The organism is Thauera sp. AutoDN2 (assembly GCF_051280715.1).
In the GTDB taxonomy this organism is placed as follows: Bacteria; Pseudomonadota; Gammaproteobacteria; order Burkholderiales; family Rhodocyclaceae; genus Thauera.
The window spans coordinates 134,818-154,639 of the sequence record NZ_JBNCAR010000004.1; the positions used below are offsets into that span (position 1 = coordinate 134,818).

Annotated in this window: 22 protein-coding genes; 5 read left to right on the forward strand and 17 right to left on the reverse strand. The window is 63.9% G+C overall.

The features are described 5' to 3' along the window. Positions 1–34: 34 nt before the first annotated feature. From ACPT9U_RS04190 to nosZ, 16 genes are all read right to left on the reverse strand, one after another. Positions 35–538, reverse strand: coding sequence for a TlpA family protein disulfide reductase (locus ACPT9U_RS04190; RefSeq protein ID WP_435749989.1), 504 nt, complete (start codon positions 536–538; stop codon positions 35–37). A gap of 5 nt (positions 539–543) precedes the next feature. After that, positions 544–1,554: a hypothetical protein gene (locus ACPT9U_RS04195; RefSeq protein WP_418363845.1), complete on the reverse strand. Its 1,011-nt coding sequence runs from the start codon at positions 1,552–1,554 to the stop codon at positions 544–546. Next, complete coding sequence (locus ACPT9U_RS04200; protein ID WP_418363844.1) at positions 1,551–2,243, reverse strand: ABC transporter ATP-binding protein; 693 nt, start codon at positions 2,241–2,243, stop codon at positions 1,551–1,553. The genes ACPT9U_RS04195 and ACPT9U_RS04200 overlap by 4 nt, the downstream gene beginning before the upstream one ends. A gap of 4 nt (positions 2,244–2,247) precedes the next feature. Then, positions 2,248–3,384, reverse strand: coding sequence for an ABC transporter permease (locus ACPT9U_RS04205; RefSeq protein ID WP_418363843.1), 1,137 nt, complete (start codon positions 3,382–3,384; stop codon positions 2,248–2,250). After that, positions 3,347–3,679 (reverse strand): hypothetical protein, encoded by a 333-nt coding sequence (locus ACPT9U_RS04210; protein WP_435749991.1) that lies wholly within the window; start codon positions 3,677–3,679, stop codon positions 3,347–3,349. The genes ACPT9U_RS04205 and ACPT9U_RS04210 overlap by 38 nt, the downstream gene beginning before the upstream one ends. Next, on the reverse strand, positions 3,676–4,635 hold the full coding sequence (locus ACPT9U_RS04215; protein WP_418363841.1) for a prenyltransferase: 960 nt from the start codon (positions 4,633–4,635) through the stop codon (positions 3,676–3,678). Before ACPT9U_RS04215 ends, ACPT9U_RS04210 begins: the two co-directional genes overlap by 4 nt. An 18-nt stretch (positions 4,636–4,653) precedes the next feature. Beyond that, positions 4,654–5,481, reverse strand: coding sequence for an ABC transporter permease (locus ACPT9U_RS04220; RefSeq protein ID WP_418363840.1), 828 nt, complete (start codon positions 5,479–5,481; stop codon positions 4,654–4,656). A 5-nt stretch (positions 5,482–5,486) separates the two neighbouring features. Then, positions 5,487–5,864, reverse strand: a complete 378-nt coding sequence (locus tag ACPT9U_RS04225; protein WP_418363839.1) for a hypothetical protein — start codon at positions 5,862–5,864, stop codon at positions 5,487–5,489. Positions 5,865–5,983: 119 nt separating this feature from the next. Next, a complete protein-coding gene (locus ACPT9U_RS04230) occupies positions 5,984–6,841 on the reverse strand; it encodes an ABC transporter ATP-binding protein (RefSeq protein WP_418363838.1) in 858 nt (285 codons plus the stop codon). A 50-nt stretch (positions 6,842–6,891) separates the two neighbouring features. Continuing rightward, positions 6,892–7,869: a NapH/MauN family ferredoxin-type protein gene (locus ACPT9U_RS04235; protein ID WP_418363837.1), complete on the reverse strand. Its 978-nt coding sequence runs from the start codon at positions 7,867–7,869 to the stop codon at positions 6,892–6,894. After that, positions 7,866–8,750: a 4Fe-4S dicluster domain-containing protein gene (locus ACPT9U_RS04240; RefSeq protein ID WP_418363836.1), complete on the reverse strand. Its 885-nt coding sequence runs from the start codon at positions 8,748–8,750 to the stop codon at positions 7,866–7,868. Before ACPT9U_RS04240 ends, ACPT9U_RS04235 begins: the two co-directional genes overlap by 4 nt. Then, positions 8,747–10,141, reverse strand: a complete 1,395-nt coding sequence (gene nosD, locus ACPT9U_RS04245) for a nitrous oxide reductase family maturation protein NosD (RefSeq protein ID WP_418363835.1) — start codon at positions 10,139–10,141, stop codon at positions 8,747–8,749. Before nosD ends, ACPT9U_RS04240 begins: the two co-directional genes overlap by 4 nt. Positions 10,142–10,156: 15 nt before the next feature. Further along, the gene (locus ACPT9U_RS04250; RefSeq protein ID WP_418363834.1) at positions 10,157–11,149 is read right to left on the reverse strand and encodes a hypothetical protein; all 993 of its coding nucleotides are present in this window, start codon (positions 11,147–11,149) and stop codon (positions 10,157–10,159) included. A 92-nt stretch (positions 11,150–11,241) separates the two neighbouring features. Next, the gene (locus tag ACPT9U_RS04255; protein ID WP_418363833.1) at positions 11,242–11,952 is read right to left on the reverse strand and encodes a c-type cytochrome; all 711 of its coding nucleotides are present in this window, start codon (positions 11,950–11,952) and stop codon (positions 11,242–11,244) included. A 92-nt stretch (positions 11,953–12,044) separates the two neighbouring features. After that, positions 12,045–12,353, reverse strand: coding sequence for a c-type cytochrome (locus tag ACPT9U_RS04260; RefSeq protein ID WP_418363832.1), 309 nt, complete (start codon positions 12,351–12,353; stop codon positions 12,045–12,047). Positions 12,354–12,450: 97 nt separating this feature from the next. Then, positions 12,451–14,739, reverse strand: coding sequence for a Sec-dependent nitrous-oxide reductase (gene nosZ / locus ACPT9U_RS04265; protein ID WP_418363831.1), 2,289 nt, complete (start codon positions 14,737–14,739; stop codon positions 12,451–12,453). Between the two features lie 472 nt (positions 14,740–15,211). Here nosZ and ACPT9U_RS04270 point away from each other — a divergent pair, with 472 nt between their 5' ends. The 3 genes from ACPT9U_RS04270 to ACPT9U_RS04280 are packed head-to-tail and all read left to right on the forward strand — an operon-like array spanning position 15,212 to position 17,550. Further along, positions 15,212–15,970: a class I SAM-dependent methyltransferase gene (locus ACPT9U_RS04270; RefSeq protein WP_418363830.1), complete on the forward strand. Its 759-nt coding sequence runs from the start codon at positions 15,212–15,214 to the stop codon at positions 15,968–15,970. Positions 15,971–15,999: 29 nt separating this feature from the next. Further along, positions 16,000–16,836 (forward strand): formylglycine-generating enzyme family protein, encoded by an 837-nt coding sequence (locus tag ACPT9U_RS04275; RefSeq protein WP_418363829.1) that lies wholly within the window; start codon positions 16,000–16,002, stop codon positions 16,834–16,836. Positions 16,837–16,884: 48 nt separating this feature from the next. Further along, on the forward strand, positions 16,885–17,550 hold the full coding sequence (locus ACPT9U_RS04280) for a hypothetical protein (RefSeq protein ID WP_418363828.1): 666 nt from the start codon (positions 16,885–16,887) through the stop codon (positions 17,548–17,550). 68 nt (positions 17,551–17,618) lie between these two features. On the opposite strand, the gene ACPT9U_RS04285 is transcribed toward ACPT9U_RS04280, so the two are convergent. Continuing rightward, positions 17,619–18,401 carry an exodeoxyribonuclease III gene (locus ACPT9U_RS04285; protein WP_435749992.1) on the reverse strand — a complete coding sequence of 261 codons (783 nt, stop codon included), beginning with the start codon at positions 18,399–18,401 and terminating at the stop codon, positions 17,619–17,621. Between the two features lie 41 nt (positions 18,402–18,442). Between ACPT9U_RS04285 and pyrE the strand changes: the two genes are divergently transcribed. Continuing rightward, positions 18,443–19,087: an orotate phosphoribosyltransferase gene (pyrE, locus tag ACPT9U_RS04290; RefSeq protein WP_435749993.1), complete on the forward strand. Its 645-nt coding sequence runs from the start codon at positions 18,443–18,445 to the stop codon at positions 19,085–19,087. Further along, on the forward strand, positions 19,068–19,751 hold the full coding sequence (locus ACPT9U_RS04295; protein ID WP_435749994.1) for a hypothetical protein: 684 nt from the start codon (positions 19,068–19,070) through the stop codon (positions 19,749–19,751). The genes pyrE and ACPT9U_RS04295 overlap by 20 nt, the downstream gene beginning before the upstream one ends. Positions 19,752–19,822 lie beyond the last annotated feature (71 nt).

A 19,822-nucleotide genomic window follows, 5' to 3' on the forward strand; every position in this document is an offset into this window, starting at 1 on the left:
CCCTCCGAATGGCTGAAACAGCCTTGACCTTTGTCTACTCATGTGCAGAAAGGATGAGAGAAAGCTGATTGAGGAGCAGTTTCTCGTCTGCTTCGCCGATGATCTTGCCGGCGATGCGCCCGTCCTTGTCGATGAAGTAGGTGATCGGCAGGCCCTGGACACCGTACTGACGGGTGATGCGCGAGTCGGGGTCGAGCACGCTCGAGTAGCTGACGCCAAGCTTTTCGATGAAGGTCGCGGCGGTTGCGCGGTCCTGTGCGACGTTGATGGCGATCACGGCCAGGCCGCTGTCCGCATGCTCGCGCTGCAGGGCATCCACGCGCTGCATGTGGCTGGCGCAGTAACGGCACCAGTCCGCCCAGAAATCGAGGATGACCGGACGCCCTGCGTAGTCCTCGGGGAACTTGCGCACGCTGCCGTCGAGGTCGACGGCTTCGAAGCGCGGGGCAGGGCTGCCCGTTCCGGGGCCGGCGTCGGGGCCGCCGCAGGCGGTGAGCAGGGTGCAGGCAAGCATGGCAAGCAGGCGCGTCATCGGCATGGACGTCACTCGAGCAGGATCAGGTTGGAGCGCAGCACCATGAAGCTCGCCACCGCCAGGAAGATGGCGAAGCCCGCTGCGGCGATTCCGGCCAGGCGTGCGCTCGCCCCGGGAGCCAGCTCGGAAAGGCTGGGTCGATGCGCGAACAGTGTGAGCACGCCGGCCGACAGGCCGGCTGCGGCCGCGGCGAACAGTGGCACGTAGAGCGCATAGCCCTGGTAATCGTACTCGGGCTTGAGGATGCAGAACGGGCAGTGATGGTTGGGGTGCTCGTAGATGTACAGCGATATGAACGCGACCACGCCCATCAGTGCCACGAAGAAGGCGGCGATCGAGCTCGCCCCCACCGCGAGTCCGCTCCAGATCCGGCGACCGGCGCTCTTCCAGTGCCAGAAGGCGATCGCGGTGGCAAGCGAGAGTACGGCATAGAACAGGATCATCGCGCTGCGTGGCGCCATGGCGCTGACCTCGCTGGCCACGGTGTCGGCCTCTTCCGAGAACATGCTGCCACAGCACGAGGTGATGACATCGGCCTCGAGGTTGATGAAGTAGTTGAACTGCAGCCACAGCACCACCGCCGCAAGCGGGGCGTAGGCGAGCAGCATCGTGTACTTGATGCGGATGAGCGGATAGTCGCGCGCGGCGTTGTCCAGCCGGTTGACGGCCAGCCAGGTCGAGGCGACGAAGAACAGCGTCAGTTGCGCGTACAGCGCCGGAAAACCGTACTCGTTGGCGTTCAGCGCGCCCACCGCGCACATTGCACCCACGAACATCACCGACATCTTGTCGGCGTTGAAGACGAACAGCAGGGTGGCGAGCAACTGCAGGCCGCAGACCAGAGCCACCAGCATCGAGAACAGGTAGGTCATGCGCTCGAGCCGGAGCTGGCGTTCGCTGCCGCTGCCGATGTCCCAGTGGCGGATCAGGTTGACGGCGAAGGGTGAGGCAGCCACCAGCATGGCCAGGCTCAGGCTGGCGGCCATCAGCAGGGCGATGATGGCGGGCTGGAAGATCATGCGGCCGCCTTGTCGTGCACGTCGATGAGCGCACCGTCGCGCAGTGAATACACGCGGTCCACCACATCGGACTCGACCACCAGCGGGTCGTGGCTGGTGAGGATCACGGTGCGGCCGGCTGCGGCGAGGCGCTGCAGGATGACGAGGAATTCGGCCGAGAGCTTGCTGTCGAGGTTGGCCGTGGGCTCGTCTGCGATCAGGATCTCGGGGTCGTTGATCAGCGCGCGGCAGATCGCCACGCGCTGCTGCTCGCCGCCGGAGAGCCATTCCACCTTCGCGTCGCGCCGGTGGGAGAGCTGCATGTCTGCGAGCAGCGCCTCGGCGCGTTCGAGCAGACGGGCGCGCGGCGTGCCGCTGGGGTAGCCGGGCAGGATGATGTTTTCGATTGCCGTCAGGCCCCGCACCAGGTTGAACTGCTGGAAGATGAAGCCGAAGGTGCTGCGCCGGATCTCGGTCAGGAAGCGCTCGGGCAGGCCTGAGATGTCTTCGCCCTTGAGCCGCACCCGGCCCTCGGTGGGCCGCGCGAGGCAGCCGAGAATGGTGAGCAGCGTGGTCTTGCCCGAGCCGGACGGACCCTTGAGCACATTGACCTGCGCCGGCGGGATGTCGATGTCGATGCCCTTCAGCGCCCAGAATTCGTTGTGCTGGCCCTGATTGAAGGCCTTGCGGATGTTGGCGAGTTCGAGCATGGTCTCAGCCCCGCATCACGGTGTCGGGATCGGTGGTCGCAGCGCGCCAGATCGGCACGAGCGTCGCCGCGGTGTAGGGCAGCACCGTGAACAGGAACAGCGTCGCCACCTGCAGGCCGTCGATCTTTGGTGTCAGCGAGAAGCTCGGATACAGCACCGCCCACCCCTTGAGGACCGGCTGCAGCAAGCCGAAGTTTCCATGGAACACGTGTACGTAGGCGGCGATGTAGCCGATCAGGAAGGCGAGCACGGAGATCAGGAAGCCCTCCCAGAACTTCATCGCGATCACGTCGCCGGTTTCCCAGCCGATGGCCTTGAGGATGCCGATCTCGCGCTTCTCCTCGGCGGACAGTCCCGCGGCCTTCTCCCACGCGAAGATGCCGAAGGCGAGGATGGCGGCGGATAGCAGCGCCAGCATCATGCCCTCGCGCCAGTCGAAGATCGAAGCATAGGTGCGCAGCACCTCCTCGCGCAGGATGGGGCGTGAATCCGGGAGCTTCTCCATCAGCTTGAGACCGACGTTGCGCACCTCGTTCGGGTTTGCCACCCACAGCGCGATGTCGGTGTAGTGGCCCTCGGGGTAGGAGAAGAAGCGGCGGAAGTCGGCCTCGTTGAGCAGCACCAGGTCGGCGCTGACGAGTTCCGACTCGTGCGGCAGCACATCGTTGATGATGAAGGTGTGCAGTTCGCCCGAATACGAGCGGAAGGAGATGCCGTTGCCGGCGGCCAGCCCGCGAGAGCGCTCCAGCGCAGGGCCGACGATGATCTCGCCCTCGGCGATCTCGCGGTCGGTCGCCACCATGAAGGTGTAGTTCGCCTTCATCACGCTGTCGTAGTAGTAGCCCCACAGCCGCCCTTCGATCTTCTGCACCCCGCGCAGGCGGCCGACGTCGTCGAGGTAGCCAGGCGGAATCAGATCGTGGCGACCGGCGATCAGGCGCTGCAGCACGATCTCGGGCGTGCCCGCGAGCACACGCGTGGCCTCGTTGCGCAGCGCATGGGTGTACAGGGCTACCGAGGCGAGCACGAACACCAGCAAGGTATAGACGAACAGCAGGCCCAGGCTCCGGGACTTGCGCCGGGCCAGCGAGCTGGCGGTGAAGTCAATCAGATGACGCTGCTTCTCGATCCAGGGGTTCATGGCGACTCAGCAGATTCTTCGGTGGCGGGAGCAGGGAGCCCGAGGGAAAGTGCTCCAGCGCCACGGGGTGATCCTGAAAGGCCGAGTGCAGATCGGCCTGCGTAAGGTGGCGCGTGTAGCGCGCTTCGGTGAACAGCGCGATGTCCGAGAGGCGCAGTCGCTCGACCAGCGCTTCGGTTTGCTGCAGCGCAGGCTCATGTGCCGCGCGCTGTCGCGCGGCGTCGAGGAAGGTGCCGCCGAAGAGGGCGGCGGCAACGAACACCGTGCCGAGCACCCGGTTCGACGGTCTGCTCATGCCAGGAGGCGCGCCGCACCCAGGCCGAGCGCGAGCAGCAGGCCGCTGAGGTTCGCGGCGGCGATGGTGTTGCGGATGGGTGGCACCAGCCGCTGCGGCGTCATCGCATGGGCGAGTAGCTGGCGCGCCGCGTTGACCGAGAACACCAGCGGCAGCAGGGCGATGGCCGCGGTCCACGGGAGCTGTCCGCCGGCGAGCGCCCCGGCCAGCCACAGGTAGGCGAAGGCGACCAGTAGCACATAGCCGCGGCTGGCAACACGCGGGCCGAGGCGCACGACCAGGGTGCGCTTGCCCGCCTGTGCGTCGGCACGCATGTCGGGGAACTGGTTGATGTAAAGGATGGCTGCCACGAGCAGCGCGAAGGGCAGGCCGGCGACCAGCGGCAATATGGAAAACTCGCCGCGCTGTACGAAATCGGTGCCCAGCACCACCAGCAGCCAGCCCGCGGTGATCGCCCCTTCTCCCATGCCGCGCGACATCAGCTTCAGCGGCGGCGCGGAATACGCCCAGGCAACGAGAAGCCCGGCCAGGCCGATCGCGACGAGGCCGGGGCCGGACAGGATGGTCAGCCACAGGCCTCCCGGGATCACCGCAGCGAGCAGCAGATAGCCGAAGCGGCGCATCTCCGCGAGGCTCAGGTAGCCGTTCTGGATGAAGCGGCTGCCACCGGTATAGGGATGCAGCAGTTCGGTGTTGAAGCCATCGGTGCCGTTGAGCGCGTCAAAATAGTCGTTGATGACGTTCGCCCCCGCGTGGGCGACGAGTGCGAACAGGATCGTGACCAGTGCCTTCGCCAGGTTGATGTCCAGCCCGCTGGCGGCTGCAGTCCCCAGCCCGATGAGCGAGCCGGCCAGCGTCACCGTCAGGAATGCGGGCCGGGTGGCTGCGAAGTAGCGCGCAAACCCGTTGGGGAACGGGTTGCGGAGGCTTTCGTCGCAGGGTTTGTCGACGTTCATGCTGGCGGGCGCCGACGATCAGGGCAGATCGCCGCGGCGGAAGACGAGATAGCCTGCGCCGGCACTGATGATGCCGAGCGCTGCCGGGTAGAGCACCGCGAAGTAGCGGTATCCCACCTCGCCGAACAGGTCGAGGATCACGTACGCGGAGGGGCCGAGCACGATCAGGTGCGGATCGAACATCGACAGCGCTGCGGTGCGGAACACCTGCAGCGGGTTCGCCAGGGCGATCGTGACCGCGATATCGGGGGAAACGCGCTCCTGGATCATCACGCCAAGCAGGATCAGATCGAGGAAGAGCAGGAAGATCAGCCAGGCGAGGAAGGCGGCGCCCTGTGCGACGTCGGTGGTGCGTGCAATCGACGAGATCAGCATGCCGAAGCCGAGGAAGCACATCGCCATCGCCGCGATCAGTGCGGTGTAGTAGGCGAACATACCCCACGGCACCTCGATCCCCTGAATCGTTGCCCAGCCCACCGCGAGCAGCATGGCAGCGAACACCGGCAGGAAGATGACGATGTAGCGGCCGACGAACTTGCCCCAGAACCACGCCCACAGGGACACCGGCAGCGAGAGCAGGTACTCGAACACGCCCGCCTCGCGGTCGCCGGCCACGGAGCGTACCGTGGTGATGAGCACGAAGATCGGCAGGATCGCCATGGTGAGCTGGATGTAGGTGACCAGCAGGCGCGACAGGCCAATGAAGCCGAGCACGCGCGACTCCGTGAGGCCGAACAGGAACAGCAGTGCGACGATGCCGCCGAACACCAGCGTGTAGATCTGGAACCAGCGTGCGCGCAGCGATTCCACGATGTCCAGACGGGCGGTGAGCCAGAACTGTTTCATTTGTCTTATCTTCCCTTCGCCAGCGTCTGCTGTCGCATTTCTTCGTAGGTCACGCTTTCGCCCTCGCTCATACCGCCCGCTGCGCCGTAGTTGTAGCCCATGGGCGAGGTGCGCGTGATGTAGCGCACCTGGCGCGGATCGTGCCAGGTCATCTCGTCACGGCTCTTGCTGTTGTAGTCGGCGACCCACATGCGGGTGGAGGGGTCGTCCATCCACGGGAAGCGATCGCGCTTCTCTTCCAGCCAGAAGACGAGGCAGCCGACGTCGTCGAACTTGAACACGGTGTCCTTGGGGCCGCCGCGCAATTCGGCTGCGAAGCGGCGGTCCGAGATCGCCATGTTGCAGCGCACGCAGGTGTCGCGGTCCCAGATGATGGATTTCATGCCTTCCGGCCATTTGCCGTCGTCACGGCAACCCGACAGGGCAGCGGCGAGGGGCGTGAGCAAAAGCCCCCCCTTCGCCAGACTTCCCATGAACTGGCGTCGATGTTGGTCGCACATGGTCAGTGGGGCCTTTCTGTCATTTCCAGCTTGGTGACCAGGCCGGAGTATCGGGAAACGACGCCGAGGAAGCGCAGACGGTCGGCGCCGGCGATCTCGCCATTCCATGCCGTTGCTGCGGGGTCGAAGCTGAACTTCCAGCTTTCGAGCGCCTTGGCGATGGCCGGATCGGCCTGCTTGAGCAGGATCTGGCAGTCGAGGCGGCTATGCAGTGCGCCCATGTCGGCCACCTTGTCGTCAAGCACGACGCGTCCGGTGTCCATCTCGATCACGCGGTTCACGAGGGCGGAGACTTCGTCCAGACGGTGACTGGAGATGATCATGGTCGCGTTCTGCACCCGCTCGGCGAGCAGGTCGAAGAAGATCTTGCGCGCCTCGGGATCGAGGTTGGCTGCGGGCTCGTCCATGATCAGGAGTCGGGCATCGCGGCCGAGCGCGATTGCGATCAACAGCTTCTGCTTCATGCCGCCCGAAAGCCGGACGAACTGGCGTGATCGAATGGTGTCGATCTCCAAGCCCAGTCGCTTGGCAATGTCGTCGATGCGCCTGGGATCGGAGCCGCACAGGCCGGCAGCGAAATCGATCAGTTGGCCGACCGGCATCTTCAGCGGCGGGGGCAACTGGGGGACGAAGCCGACCTCGGCCAGCACGTCGGCACGTGCCTTGCGCGGGTTGATGCCATTGATGGTCACAACGCCGTCGTGCACATACTCCCCGAGCAGGCAGCGGATCAGTGTGGTCTTGCCTGCGCCGTTTGAGCCAATGAGGGCAATGCGCTCGCCCAGTTCTACATCGAGCGAGATGCCGTTGAGGACGCGCGCACCACGAAAGGTTTTGATGACGTTATCTAGTCGGATCATGAATCGACTCTGTTGTGCTTTGCGGGGTTGGGGGTCTGGTCGTCATTATCTCAGAGCAGCTTGGAAAGTCCCTTGACTTCGAAGCTCAGCGAGCCAGTGGGGCAGGCGTCCACGCACAGGCCGCAGCGCGTGCAGTCGGGACCCAGCGGCACCTCGGGCTCGATCGCGCGGCCCTTGATGACGGTGTCGAGCACGTGCGGCACCAGGCAGACCTTGCGGCAGTCGCCTTCGTGGAAGCAGCCCTCGAGCTTGTACTTGATGCGCACCGGCGAAATGATGCCGACCACGCCATAGGTAAGGCCGATCGGGCAGGCGTAGCGACACCATGCACGGCGCGAGAAGAAGATCTCGAAGATCAGCAGGGCCACGACCCACAGGATTGACAGCCCCACGCCGTAGATCAGCGCGCGTGACAGGATACCCGTGGGCGAAATCGCTTCGAACACGGTGTACCCGGTGACGACGGCGAGCGCGGCGAAGATGATCCAGAACACGGTGCGTAGGCGACGATCCATGGGCTGGTCGGTCACGAGCTTCTTCCTGGCGAGCCAGAGGTGGATCTTCTCGGCCCATTCCGCAACCAGGTGATAGGGGCAGACCCAGGAACAGAAGGTTCGGCCGCCCAGCAGCGCCCACAGCAGCAGCACGGTGGCGGTACCGATCAGCAGGTTGGTGATGATGTGCTTGTGCGCCAGCATCACCTGCAGGGCAGAGTTCAGGTCCGCCATGTGGAAGCCGACGAAACGGGATGCGGTCAGCGCGCCCTCGAGCACCTGGATGTCGAGCCAGTAGGAGAATACGAACAGCAGGTTGGCGAAGATCAGCGTGGCCCAGCGCCGGTTGCGCCACTTGTGACTGGGCTTCTCGTGCGCACGGATGTGCTTGAGTTCGGCGATCTCGTCGCGGTTGTTCTTCTTGTAGAAGTGGATCTTCTGTGCCGCAGGGGAGATTTCCTTGGGCTTGTCGGGTTCCTTGCCGAACATCACCTTGATCTGGTCGATGTAGCGGCGTGTCAGCAGTTTGCTCATGATTGCCACACCTCGCGGGCGATGATGGTGATGGAGGCGGGCTCGGTCGGGCAGATCATCTCGCACACGCCGCATCCCACGCAGTTCTCATGCACGATCGGCCGAGCACGCGTGGTGCCATCGGGGCCGGTGAATTTCTCCAGCGAGATCGCGCCGGCGATCGGACATTCGCGCATGCACAGATCGCACAGCTCGAGGTCGTAGGGGTGGTCGGCGATCGGGATGGGCTTCCAGCGGTCAACCTTGATGTAGCGCATCGTGCCCTTGAAGTCGGGGCCGCGCGCCTGCCCCTTGAAGCCTTCGCCCTTCATCGCGAGGCAGGACTCGGGACGCGTCAGCCGCGCCACGCCCATGCGCTCGGTGAGGTTGAGCGTGGGCTCCGGGTCGTTCATCTTGGCGATCAGGGTGGGCTTTTGCGACAGCGCAGCACCCTCGCGCACTTCAAGGAAGTCCGGCTTATGGTATGTGAGCGAGCCGGTGGGGCAGGCGAGGATGCACTGGACCGCATCGCAGGAGAAATCGCAGGCCTGTTCGCGCGCATCGATATAGGGGGCGCCAACGCCAAAGCCGTCCACCAGGTCGGCGAGCTTGATCGCATTCACCGGGCAGACCTGCACGCACTGGCCGCACTTGATACAGGAAGAGAGGAATTCCTTCTCGTCCAGCGCGCCGGGCGGGCGCAGTCGGTTGGTGCGTGCATAGACCAGCGGCAGGTAGCCGGACAGGCCGGCGCCCAGCACGCCGCCGGTGAGCAGGATCGTGCGCAGTACCTTGCGCCGACCCTGGCGCTTGCGCTCCTTGGAGACGGGCGGGGCAGCCTTGGCGGTTTCGGCCTTGGGGCTGGCCTTGGGTTCAGGAGGGGGGGTTTGGTTTTCGCTCATGATGCGCTCCCTGGGGTGCGCCGTTCTGGCTTCCTGTACAGTGGCTTGTCGTCCTTCGCCTGCAGATCGGGTGTGGAGAAGGGGGCAAGGCGTTCGAGGAAGTCGAGCAGCTCGAGGACGGGCGAAGTCTTGAAGAAGCGGGCGTTCGGGATCTCCATCCAGATCCGGTCCGCATAGGCATATTCTTCATGCGGGGTGTCACCGTAGCCGTCCTCGTTACGGTCGAACCCCTGATAGGTGTCGAAGTAGTTTCCGGCCCACTTGTTCTTGGGGCCTTCGCCGCGGCCGCGGCCGGCCTGGAACACGTCGGTCAGGTTGCCTTCGAAGACGTTGCCGTACATCTCGTTTCCACCCAACTCGCTGGTCAGATAGACCGCGACGCCGTTGTAGGCAAAGCGGTTGTTCTTGAAGCGAATGGTGGTGTCGGGCTGGAAGGGCGAGAGATCGGAGCCGACGCCGATGGCGCAGTAGATGATCTCGTTGTCTTCGAGGAAGATGTCCGAGGATTCCTTGAAGCCCAGACCCATGCCGGTGGCGCCGGTCGCGTGCGAAATGATGTTGCCGCGCGCACCGCCGCCTTCCATGTACATGAAGTACACGCCGACCGCGTTGTCGTAGAAGCGGTTGTACTCGACGATGTTGTCGTTGGCGAACATGAAGTGGATCGAGTAGCGGCTGCGCCGGCCCTCGTTGCCGCGGTAGACGTTGCGGTGCGAATACCAGGCCACCATGTCGCGGGTATCCGTGACGAGATTGTTCTCGATCAGGTTGTCGTGGCTGTACCAGAGGCGGATGCCGTCGCCACGCACGCCGAGCTCGAAGTCCTTCGAGCGCACCTTGCTGTTGCGCAGGATGTTGTGGTCGGCCTGCTTGAGGTCGACGCCGAACAGACAGTCGGCGATGTTGAGGCCTTCCATCAGGTTGCCGTGGCCGCGCACGTTCAGGCAGGCGTCGTCTGAATCGTGGGACTCGCCTGATCCGGTGATGGTGAGGTTGCGCAGCGTGGCTTCGTTGGTCTCGAGCACGAACACCGTGCCCTTGTCGCCGCCGTCGATGACCACTTCGCCATCTCCGGCGGCTTCAATGACCATCCGCTTCTTCAGGTGGACCGGCCCGGAGTAATGTCCGGCGGGCACCTTGAGCACACCGCCTTCAGGGGTCTTTTCGACCAGTTCCTGGAAGGGCTGCAGGCCGTGGATGCGCGGGTCGCGCATGTAGAGCGGGATGAGCTGGACCGGCTTATGTACATCCACCCGCGGCGCGGTGGAAAAATCCGCGCCGCCCCCGGGGCCGCGGCCCCGGGGTTCGTCGTCACCCTCCTGGGCCTGCGCGGCCGGAAGGGCAAGCATCACTGCTGCAGCCAGCAATGTCAGCTTGTGCAAGATCGTCACGTGCGTTCATCCCCGTCAGGCGGAAGCCTGTTCGCGCTCTTCGCGCAATTGCTTGCGGCGCAGCAGCAGGGCGAGCATCAGGCACACGAACACCACCATCAGCAGGGCATAGCCCCAATGCGGATAGGAATAGGTGGAGAACTGCGCCACCTTGCCTTCGCCGAACACCGTGGGCATGAAGGGCTTGACCGTGAAAGCGCCCCAAGGATGGAGGTTGTGGCCGAAGAACCAGAGCCAGCCGGAATACTCGATCAGATAGAAGATCGGTAGAAGGCCGGGGATGAGCGCCAGCAGCAATTCGAAACCGCGAATCTTCATCACACCGAAGATAACTACGCCCATCGCGGCGATCATGCCGAAGATCGCAACCTTGGAGATCACCTCGACGTTCTTGCCCCATGCGGCAATGCGCTCGGGATCGTTGAAGAAGGTCGCGGACTCGTCCATGTAGTGCTTGACGTGGGCAGCGAGATTGCCCATGACAAACTGGTCCACGATCATCCAGGCGGACAGTGCGCCGAAGCCGACGATCATGACGCCGAGACGGGCCTTCTTCTGAGGTACGGCGAAGGCGACCAGCATCACGGCGAAGAAGGCGATGAAGAACTTGGAGAGCTTGGTTTCCACCGGGCCGCCCGTGGCGATCGGGTACATGCCCACGTAGTGGTTGATTGTGTTCATCTCATGAACGCAGTCGAGCGCGGTCGCCTTGCCGCTGAGCGTGGTCTGCTCGGCCAGGATCGGGTTGTAGCGGCCGGTGCCTTCGCCCATGTCCTCGGCCATCGTTTCCTCGGCCAGGCGGGAGGTCTTGGGCGGCGTGGAGCAGCCGTTATGTACGCCGTCAAAATGGAAGTGGATGCGGATGCCATCGGGGAAGGCATCTTCCGGGTAGTTCGGGGCGGTGAGGGAAACCCACCAGATCGGCGCGAAATAGGCAACGACCATCGCTACCAGGGCTACCAGCGTGAGGCCGGCAATCAGGCCGTTCTTGTTTTGTGTTGCAGACATTTCAAGCTCCGGTCGCAAGAGGGGTTGGGGATGCCGTTGCACGCGGCGGAAAAATGCGCACGCGCAACGGCAAGCGGTTGCCCGCTAAAGGATCACTTCGCTTCGCACATCGAGCCGGGCATCTTCAGGCTGGACTGATAGGCCGAGATTGCCACCAGCTGGTCATCGTTATAGGGCTTGATCACCTTGACCATGTCCGGGTTCGCGTTGCGGCGGTGGCCGTCACGGATCTCGGTCATCTGGCGCAGCAGGTACTTGTAGTGCTGGCCGGCGATCACGGGATAGAACTTTTCCTTGTCGCCTTCGCCGTTCGGGCCGTGGCATTCCTGGCAGTCCTTCTCGTACATCTCCTTGCCCTTGGAGATCTGGATGGCGGAGTCGGCGCCTTCGTACTTGCCGTGCTCGGTCGGGATGCACAGGCTCTCGATGTAGGCAGAAACGTCGGCCAGTTCCTGCGGGTCGACCAGAGTCACTGCGAACGGATACATGGTCGGGTTGTCGCGCAGGCCGGCACGGATGTCGGCCATCTGCTTGATCAGCACGGTGGTGTGCTGGCCGGCAAGCTGCGGGAAGGTACCGTCGGGACGGCCCGCGCCGGACGGGAGGTGACAGGCGCCGCAGATTTCATAGGCTTCCTCGCCGTTGACGATGTCGCCTTTCAGGTGCAGGGCTTCCATCTTTTCGCCTTCCTGGGCGTTCCAGACGTAGCCCTCGCCTTCGATGCCGGTCTTCTTCGGAGCCGGGGGGCCGGCGAAGGCGACGCTGGCGGAGAGGAGCGCGGCGAGCAGAACGGAGATCTTCATGGTGTAGTCCTTTTCGGTTGCTGGGCGAAGGGGGTTCGCCCGGGGTGTCGTCGTGCCTGCTCGGTTAGTCGACTGGGCAGGCAGCGGCGATCTTACTGCAGAGTCTCGAGCCAAGCTGCGATGGCCTTGATCTCTTCGTCATTGACGAGGTGCATTACGCCCTTCATCGCGGCGGTTTGACCGTTGTTGCGGGCGCCGCTCTTGATGTCCTTCATCTGCTGCTCGGCGTAAGCAGCGTTCTGCCCGGCGAGTTTGGGATAGGTCGGGATCAAGGGCTTCTTGGCGTCGGCGCCGTGACAGGCGTTACAGGTCTTTTCCATGTACAGCTTGGCGCCATCTAGGGCGGCCGAGGCCGGGGCGGCGATGAAGGCCGATGCGAGCAGTGCAGCGATCAGTTTCATGGTTTTCCTTCCTTCTCAGAATATCGGGGAGCTTGCCTGTGGCTTCGCTCCCCGACATGGACCTACTTGATTTTCAGTTCAGACCAGAGAGACGCTATTACTTCGCGCCTTTCTGCTCCAGGAAGGTCTTGGCGCGCAGGCCGATGTCGGCCGCCTTGACCTGGTACTGCCACACTTGCTCGGCCCACAGGTTCGCCTGCTCCCAGTCCTGCTTGGCGGCTGCGGCCTCGTGCTTGGCCTTGGCTTCCGGCATCTTGCCAAGCTGGTCGGTCGCGTCTTCCATCAGCGCGACGACTTCCGGATAGGCCTTGTAGTTCACCGAGGTGATGTAGCCGACGACCTGGTCGAGCACCGCCTGGGTGTCCGCAACCTTCTTCAAGGTGTTCTTGTAGTCGGTTTCGGTGTAGTTGGCGGCAGCCAGGGTCGCGCCCTCTTCAGCCACCCAGCCCTTCGGCTTGACCAGCAGGTAACCCTGCATCTCGAGGTGCAGCGCCGAGCAGAACTCGGTGCAGTAGTACGGATACACACCTTCCTTGTCGGCGGTGAACTTCACCGAGACGGTCTTGCCCGGCTCGACGGACGCATGCACGTTGTAGGTCGAGACGGTGAAGCCGTGGGTCTCGTCCTGCGCGCGCTCGAGGTTGGTCAGATACACCGTAACCTCGTCACCCTGTTCGACCTCGATGGTTTCCGGGGTGATGTGCGAGCGGATCAGCGTGCCATACACCGACACCTTGTTACCTTCGCGGACGGTCTTCTCTTCACCCGCACGCACCTTGCCTTCGTGGACACTGTCGGTACGGGTGTTGGTGCCGACCTTGTAGCGGATCGCGGGTTTCAGCTTGTCGGCCTGAATCGCGACCACATAGTGCGGCTCGCCCAGCGGCAGCGGCATGTCGTACAGCAACTGCATCTTGTCGTTGCTGATGTCGATCAGCTGGTGGTTCTGCGGGTGCAGCGGACCGACCGGGTTGAAGCGGTCGATCGACAGCTTGTTGAGCGCCACCAGATACTTGCCCTTCGGCTTGGTGGTGTCCCCTTCCATCGTCATCAGGTGGCCGATGTTGTAGTGGATGGAGATCTTGTCGAGCAGCTTGCCGTTGCAGAAGTCCCACTTGGCAACCATGGAGTCGACGTACAGCGAGGTGTAGGCGACGCACTCCTTCGAGTCGAACTGGGTGTGCAGCGGGCCAAGGCCGACCTGCACTTGCGTGTGCAGGGTGTCCTTCATGCTGATGACCGGGATGCCGTACGGATCGGTGGACTCGAAGCGCTTGTTCTTGACCGCGTCCATGATCTTGTCGAACGAGTACACCGACACGTGGGTGTCGAGCTTGCCCGACACGACGATGTATTTGCCGTCCGGAGTCACGTCAACGCCGTGCGGGCTCTTCGGCTCGGGGATCAGGAAGAGGATGCCTTCCTTGATCGCCGTTTCCATCGTGATCACGCGGTGGTTGTTGATGACCTGGACCTTGCTGTCGTCCTTGGCGATCTCGGCAGCGCGCTTCCAGTTGACTACGTGCATGTAGTCGGTGTCCTTGGCGGAGCAACCGGCTTCATACGGGGGACGACCCTTCTCGATGCCACCGACGTACCGCTCGGTGCAGAAGCTGTTGGTGAAGGACCAGCCGTCCGAGCCCAGCTTGCCGAAGTCGGAAAGGTCCTGTGAATACGGCGGCAGTTCGAGCGAGAAGGACTCTTCGGGCTTGATCTTGCCGTGCTCGCGGTCGAACTTCCAGTAGGTGACGGCACCGCGGTACTTCTCGTTGAACTGCTCGAGCGGATAGAACTTCTGGTTCTCGAGCGGCGAGGCGTACTGGGCGGCCTCGATGATGTAGTCGGTGTTCGGGGTGACGAAGGCACCGCCGTGGGCCGACTTCATGATCGGGTTGACGACGATCTGCTTGGTTTCGAAGTCACGCAGGTCGATGACGGCGATACGCGGGTTCGACTTGTCGTTGATGAACACGAACTGGCCGTCGTACTCGCCATTGGTTTCGGAGATCGCCGGGTGGTGCGTGTCGCCCCAGGTGATGTCCTTGCCGTCGATCCGGCCCTGGGCGAGCACCTTCTTGGACTCCTCGTCGTAGCCGTAGCCTTGCCAGGGTTCAGGTGTGAACACGCCGATGTACTTGAGGATACGCATCGAGGGGATGCCATATACGAGCATCTGGCCCGACTGGCCGCCCGAACTGAGCGCGATGAACTCGTCGCGACCGCCGGTAGGGGTGTAGGTCTTGGCTGCCGCCAGCAGATCCTGCTGGGTCAGGTTGCGACGCTTCATGACGTCCTGCAGCGACTCGGCGGCAAACGATGCGCCGGCGCCGAGGCCGAGTCCCGCCGCGATGAGCAGGGCCGTGGTCTTAACTGCCAGAGTTTTCATTTTGGGTACTCCCTAGGAAACAACTTAATCGAGCTACCTTCACCCTGATGGCCTTGCGAGCCACCGCTTTTTCCTCGTCCCCGGGTGGCTGTTCCGAGAGCCGCTCAGGGGTGAGTGCTACATGCTCCTGCTTCGTCCGGATATGAAGTTTCCGGTTTTTCATCGCCCTTTGCGGAAAGGCGATGCTGTGGTGCAGACAAATTATCGGGCGCGCGGAATTTCCAAAGCTTGATATTGATCAATAGTGCGAGCCCTAAGGGGTGCGACTTGGATAAGTCTGGACTTAGTCAAAGAATTACAGGGCAAGAAAATAATACAATGCTTATCCAGAATTGACTTGATGCAGAGCAAGAATGCCCTCTGGGCGAAAATATGATCCTGAAACCCCTGTGTATGTCTGGCGCGACCGGGTGGATTCATGTTCGAATCCGGGCTTTGTCTGCTCTCTGGCTCGGCCCCGGACCCAAGAATAATGAGCTCTGATTACCGCAACTCTCCGCTCGATGACAGTTTTGGCCGGTACAAGGTCAGTGCACAGGAGCGCAAGCAGCGTATCCGGGACGTGTTCAACCGGGTGGCGAGCCGGTACGACCTGATGAACGATCTGATGAGCTTCGGCATCCACCGAGCCTGGAAGCGCAGCTTCGTGGCTCGCCTGCCGGAGCGGGGGTTGTTCGTGGACCTGGCGGGCGGTACTGGTGACGTGGCGGCGCTGCTCGCACGCCGGAACGACCGCCGTGTCGTCGTGCTCGACCCCTCCATCCCCATGATGTGCGAGGGCCGGACCCGGAAAGACGCGGAGGGTGTGGAATGGGTCGCGGGCGAGGCCGAGTGCCTGCCTTTTGCCGACGCCTCGATCGACGTGCTCACCGTGTCCTTCGGCCTGCGCAACACGACCCGGCTCGATGCCGCCATTGCGGAGGTGGTGCGCGTCCTCAGGCCGGGCGGCACCTTCGCCTGCCTGGAGTTCTCCCGTCCGGTCAAGTGGTTCCGGCACCTCTATGACCCGTACTCGTTCCACGTCATTCCGCGCCTGGGAGCCTGGGTGGCGAAGAATCCGGCCGCCTACGAGTATCTCGTCGAATCGATCCGCAACTTCCCCGACCAGCAGCGCTTTGCAGCCATGCTGCAAGGGGCTGGCCTGGAGTCGGTGAGTTGGCGCAATCTGAGCCTCGGCATCGCCTGCATCCATCAGGGGCGCAAGCCGCCCCAGTGGTCGGGAGAGCGCTAAGCGTTCGCAGAAAGGGGAGGGTCCGAGTCATGGCAAGAGTTCGCAATCGTATTGCTGGGGCGCGTGACGCGTTTCGCAACCTGGGTAGTGCCGCGCTGCTCACGCTTGCAAGCGTCATTTCTTGCCTGCCGTCCGCGATGGCGCAGGAGGTGTGGCGCGAACCGGCCACCGGCATGGAGTTCGTGCGCGTGCCGGCGGGGTGCTTCGACATGGGCGACACCTTCGGCGATGGCGAGACCAATGAGTTGCCGGTGCACAAGGTGTGCATGAGTGCGTACTGGATCGGTCGCCACGAGGTGACGCAGGCGCAGTGGACGTCGTTGATGGACTACAACCTGTCCGTTTTTGCGACTTCGCCGCAGCACCCGGTGGACAGCGTCAACCAGATCGACATCGAGACCTTCGTCCGCAAACTCGGCGAGCACCATCCGGGCAAGGTGTTCCGCCTGCCGACCGAGGCCGAGTGGGAATATGCCTGCCGCGCCGCCGGCAAGGCCGAGAAGTTTGGCGGCGAGGCGCCGCCCGAGGGCGCCAATACCGCCGAGTATGCGGATGAGCATGGCGAGGGCAGTGTCGCGGTGGGCGCCTTCGCGCCGAATGCACTCGGCTTGCACGACATGAGCGGAAACCTGTGGGAGTGGGTGTCGGACGTCTATGCTGCCGACGCCTACGAGCAGCATGCGGCGGAGAATCCGCACTATCAGGCCGCCGGGCCGGCCCGGATGCTGCGCGGTGGAGGTTGGTCCCATCCCGGCGCCTTTGCCCGCTGCAGCAAGCGGCACATGCATTGCCGGCCCAGTGCCCGCTTCGACTTTGTCGGCTTCCGCCTCGTGCTCGAAGAGCAGGGGGCTGCCGCGTCTGATTGAATGCCGGCCCGTCCTGCGGGCCGATGTCTCACTTGAAGGTGGATGTTCATGAATACACAGAAGTTCGTCGGTCTTGCGCTCGGCCTGGGTCTTGCCGCGGCGCTGCCCTCCCATGCACAGCAGATCCTGCCGTCCCCGCCCATCCCGCCGGTGTTCGAGGGGCAGCAGGAACCGGGCGAGCCGAAGATCGGCAAGGGGCTGATGCTCGCACATGAAGGGCGCTATTTCATGACGCCCTGCCGCGACCGCAGCTACCTGAACGTGGAGGATGTCTCGACCGAGCAGGCGGTGATCGGTGCGCTGAAGGACTTCGGCCTCGCTCCGGGGCGCAACCTCTATGTGGAACTGCTGGCCGTCCAGCGTGGCGGCCTGCTTGAGGTTTCCGGCATCAACTTCGTTCACACGACGGCGCGCTGCCTTGGCGACACCGAGCATGCCGAGATCTGGCGTGCGGTCGGCCTGCAGTCCGACTGGGAAGCGGTGGCCGGGGGCGGCACCTTGCTCATCCACCGCGCCGGCGAGCCTGAGTCGCGGGTCCTCTACGGCGAGGCCGAACGCGACGGCGAGCGCCATCGCATCGGAGGCGCGGGTACGGCCCTGGAGATCGAGCCGGGCATCTGCCGCCTCGAGGACGGCAGTACGATGACCGGCTGGAAGGCCTCGTTGCGGCTCAGGACCGGCGAAACCTTGCAAGGTTGCGCCTGGGAGCGCTAAGCGGCGCAAGGGCGTGGGCGAAAAGGTCGTCCGCGCTCGAGGCGCGGGTTGGGGGCTGGTGCGGTAGGCTAGAGCGCCCAGTCGTAGTCGACCGTCAGCGGCGCGTGGTCCGAGAAGCGCTCCGACTTGTAGACCTGCGCGTTGCGTGCGGCTGCAGCCAGCCCTGGCGTGGCGATCTGGTAGTCCAGTCGCCAGCCCACGTTCTTCGCCCACGCCTGGCCACGGTTCGACCACCACGTGTAGCAGGCGTCGGTCGCCTCAGGATGCAGGCGGCGATAGACGTCGATCCAGCCCTGCTCGTCGAACAGGCGGCTCAGCCACGCGCGCTCCTCGGGCAGGAAGCCGGAGTTCTTCTGGTTCGACTTCCAGTTCTTCAGGTCGGCCTCGCGGTGGGCGATGTTCCAGTCGCCGCATACCACGACCTCCTGTCCGCTCTGGTAGAGCATGTCCATGTGCGGCAGGAAGCGGTCCATGAAGTCGAACTTCACCTGCTGGCGCTCTTCCGAGCTGGAGCCCGAGGGTAGATAGAGCGAGATCACCGACAGCTTGCCAAAGTCCAGCTGCAGGAAGCGGCCCTCGGCGTCGATGTCGGCGATGCCCAGGCCCTCGACTACGCGGTCGGGTTCCCGCCGGCTGTAGATGCCGACCCCGCTATACCCCTTCTTTTCTGCGTGGTGGAACCAGCCTTTCATGCCGTCCGGCGAGCGCATGGTCTCGTCCAGGTCGTTCGCTTGCGCCTTGAGCTCCTGCACACAGAGGAAGTCGGCCTGCTGCGCGGGCAGCCAGTCGAGCAGGCCCTTGCGGCAGGCAGAACGGATGCCGTTGAGGTTGAGGGAGATGATGCGTAACATGGACAGCCTCCAGTTCAAGCTGCTTGGCAGCCCAGAAAGCCGTGGATTTTAGCCGGGATTTCATCGCCCTCGCCTGCCGCAAGGGTGTGCTGCGCTTCGGCGCCTTCGTGACCAAGGCGGGGCGCAACTCGCCGTACTTCTTCAATGCGGGCCTGTTCGACGACGGCGCCTCGTTCCGCGAACTGTGCGGCTACTATGCGCGCACGATCCGCGCCTCGGGCGTGGGCTTCGACATGCTGTTCGGGCCGGCGTACAAGGGGATTCCGCTCGTGGCCGGCACTGCGATCCGCCTCGCCGAGGACGGGGTGGACCTGCCCTTCGCCTTCAATCGCAAGGAAGCCAAGGACCACGGCGAGGGCGGCACACTGATCGGCGCACAGCTCAAGGGCCGGGTGTTGATCCTCGACGACGTGATCTCGGCCGGCACCTCGGTCCGCGAGTCGGTGGAGTTGATCCGTGCTGCTGGGGCCACGCCTGCGGGGGTGGTGATCGCGCTGGACCGCATGGAGCGTGGCAAGGGCAGCCTGTCGGCGGTGCAGGAAGTGAAGGAGAGCTTCGGCATCCCGGTGATCGCGGTTGCCACGCTAGAGGATCTCATCGGTTATCTTGCCAACAGCCCTGACCTCGCTGCGAACCTCGAGGCGGTGAAAGCCTATCGGGAGCAATATGGAATCTCGTCAAGCTAGCGCGCAGATCGCACGGGCCTGCACTTTCGCCGCTCTGGTCGCCCTTTCGTCCATGTCCGGGCAGGCGGTCGCACAGCCGGTCTCGAAGAGCATCTACTGTTGTGACGTTGGTGGTCAGCCGGTGTGCGGTGACATCCTGCCGGCGGCGTGCTACGGACGTGCGTACCGCGAGATGAGCCCCTCCGGGGTGGTACGGCGTATCGTCGCCGCGCCGCTGACGCGAGAGGAGATCGCGGCGCGTGCTGCGGCGGAGCGCCAGCGCCGCGTCGATGAGGCCGAGCGCCAGCGCCAGCTGCGCCTGGACCAGGCCCTGCTCGAAACCTACCGCAACCTCGAAGATCTCGATTTCCGGCGTGATCGAGAGCTGCGCGAGCTCGACCAGAGCATCCGTCAGCTGCGCGAGCGTGAGAGTGAGCTGATCGCCCGCCAGCATCAGCTCATCGATGAGGCAACGCGCACCAACCAGAGCGATGTGGCTGCCGGGTTGGAAGACGACATCCGTCTGCTCGACAGTGAGATTGCCGCCCAGTCCTCGGTGATCTCGGCAAAGCTTCGAGACCGTAGCGCGGTGGTCGAGCGCTTCGAGGAGCATCGTGCCCGCTTCATCGAGCTCACCGAGGGGGGCAACCCCGAGGCGCGCGCCGCCATCCTCGAGCGCCGCTGAGCCGCATCGCATGGGAGCGGACTGCGCCGCCCGGCTGCGGGGGATGAGAGGCGTCGAACCCTCAATCGAAG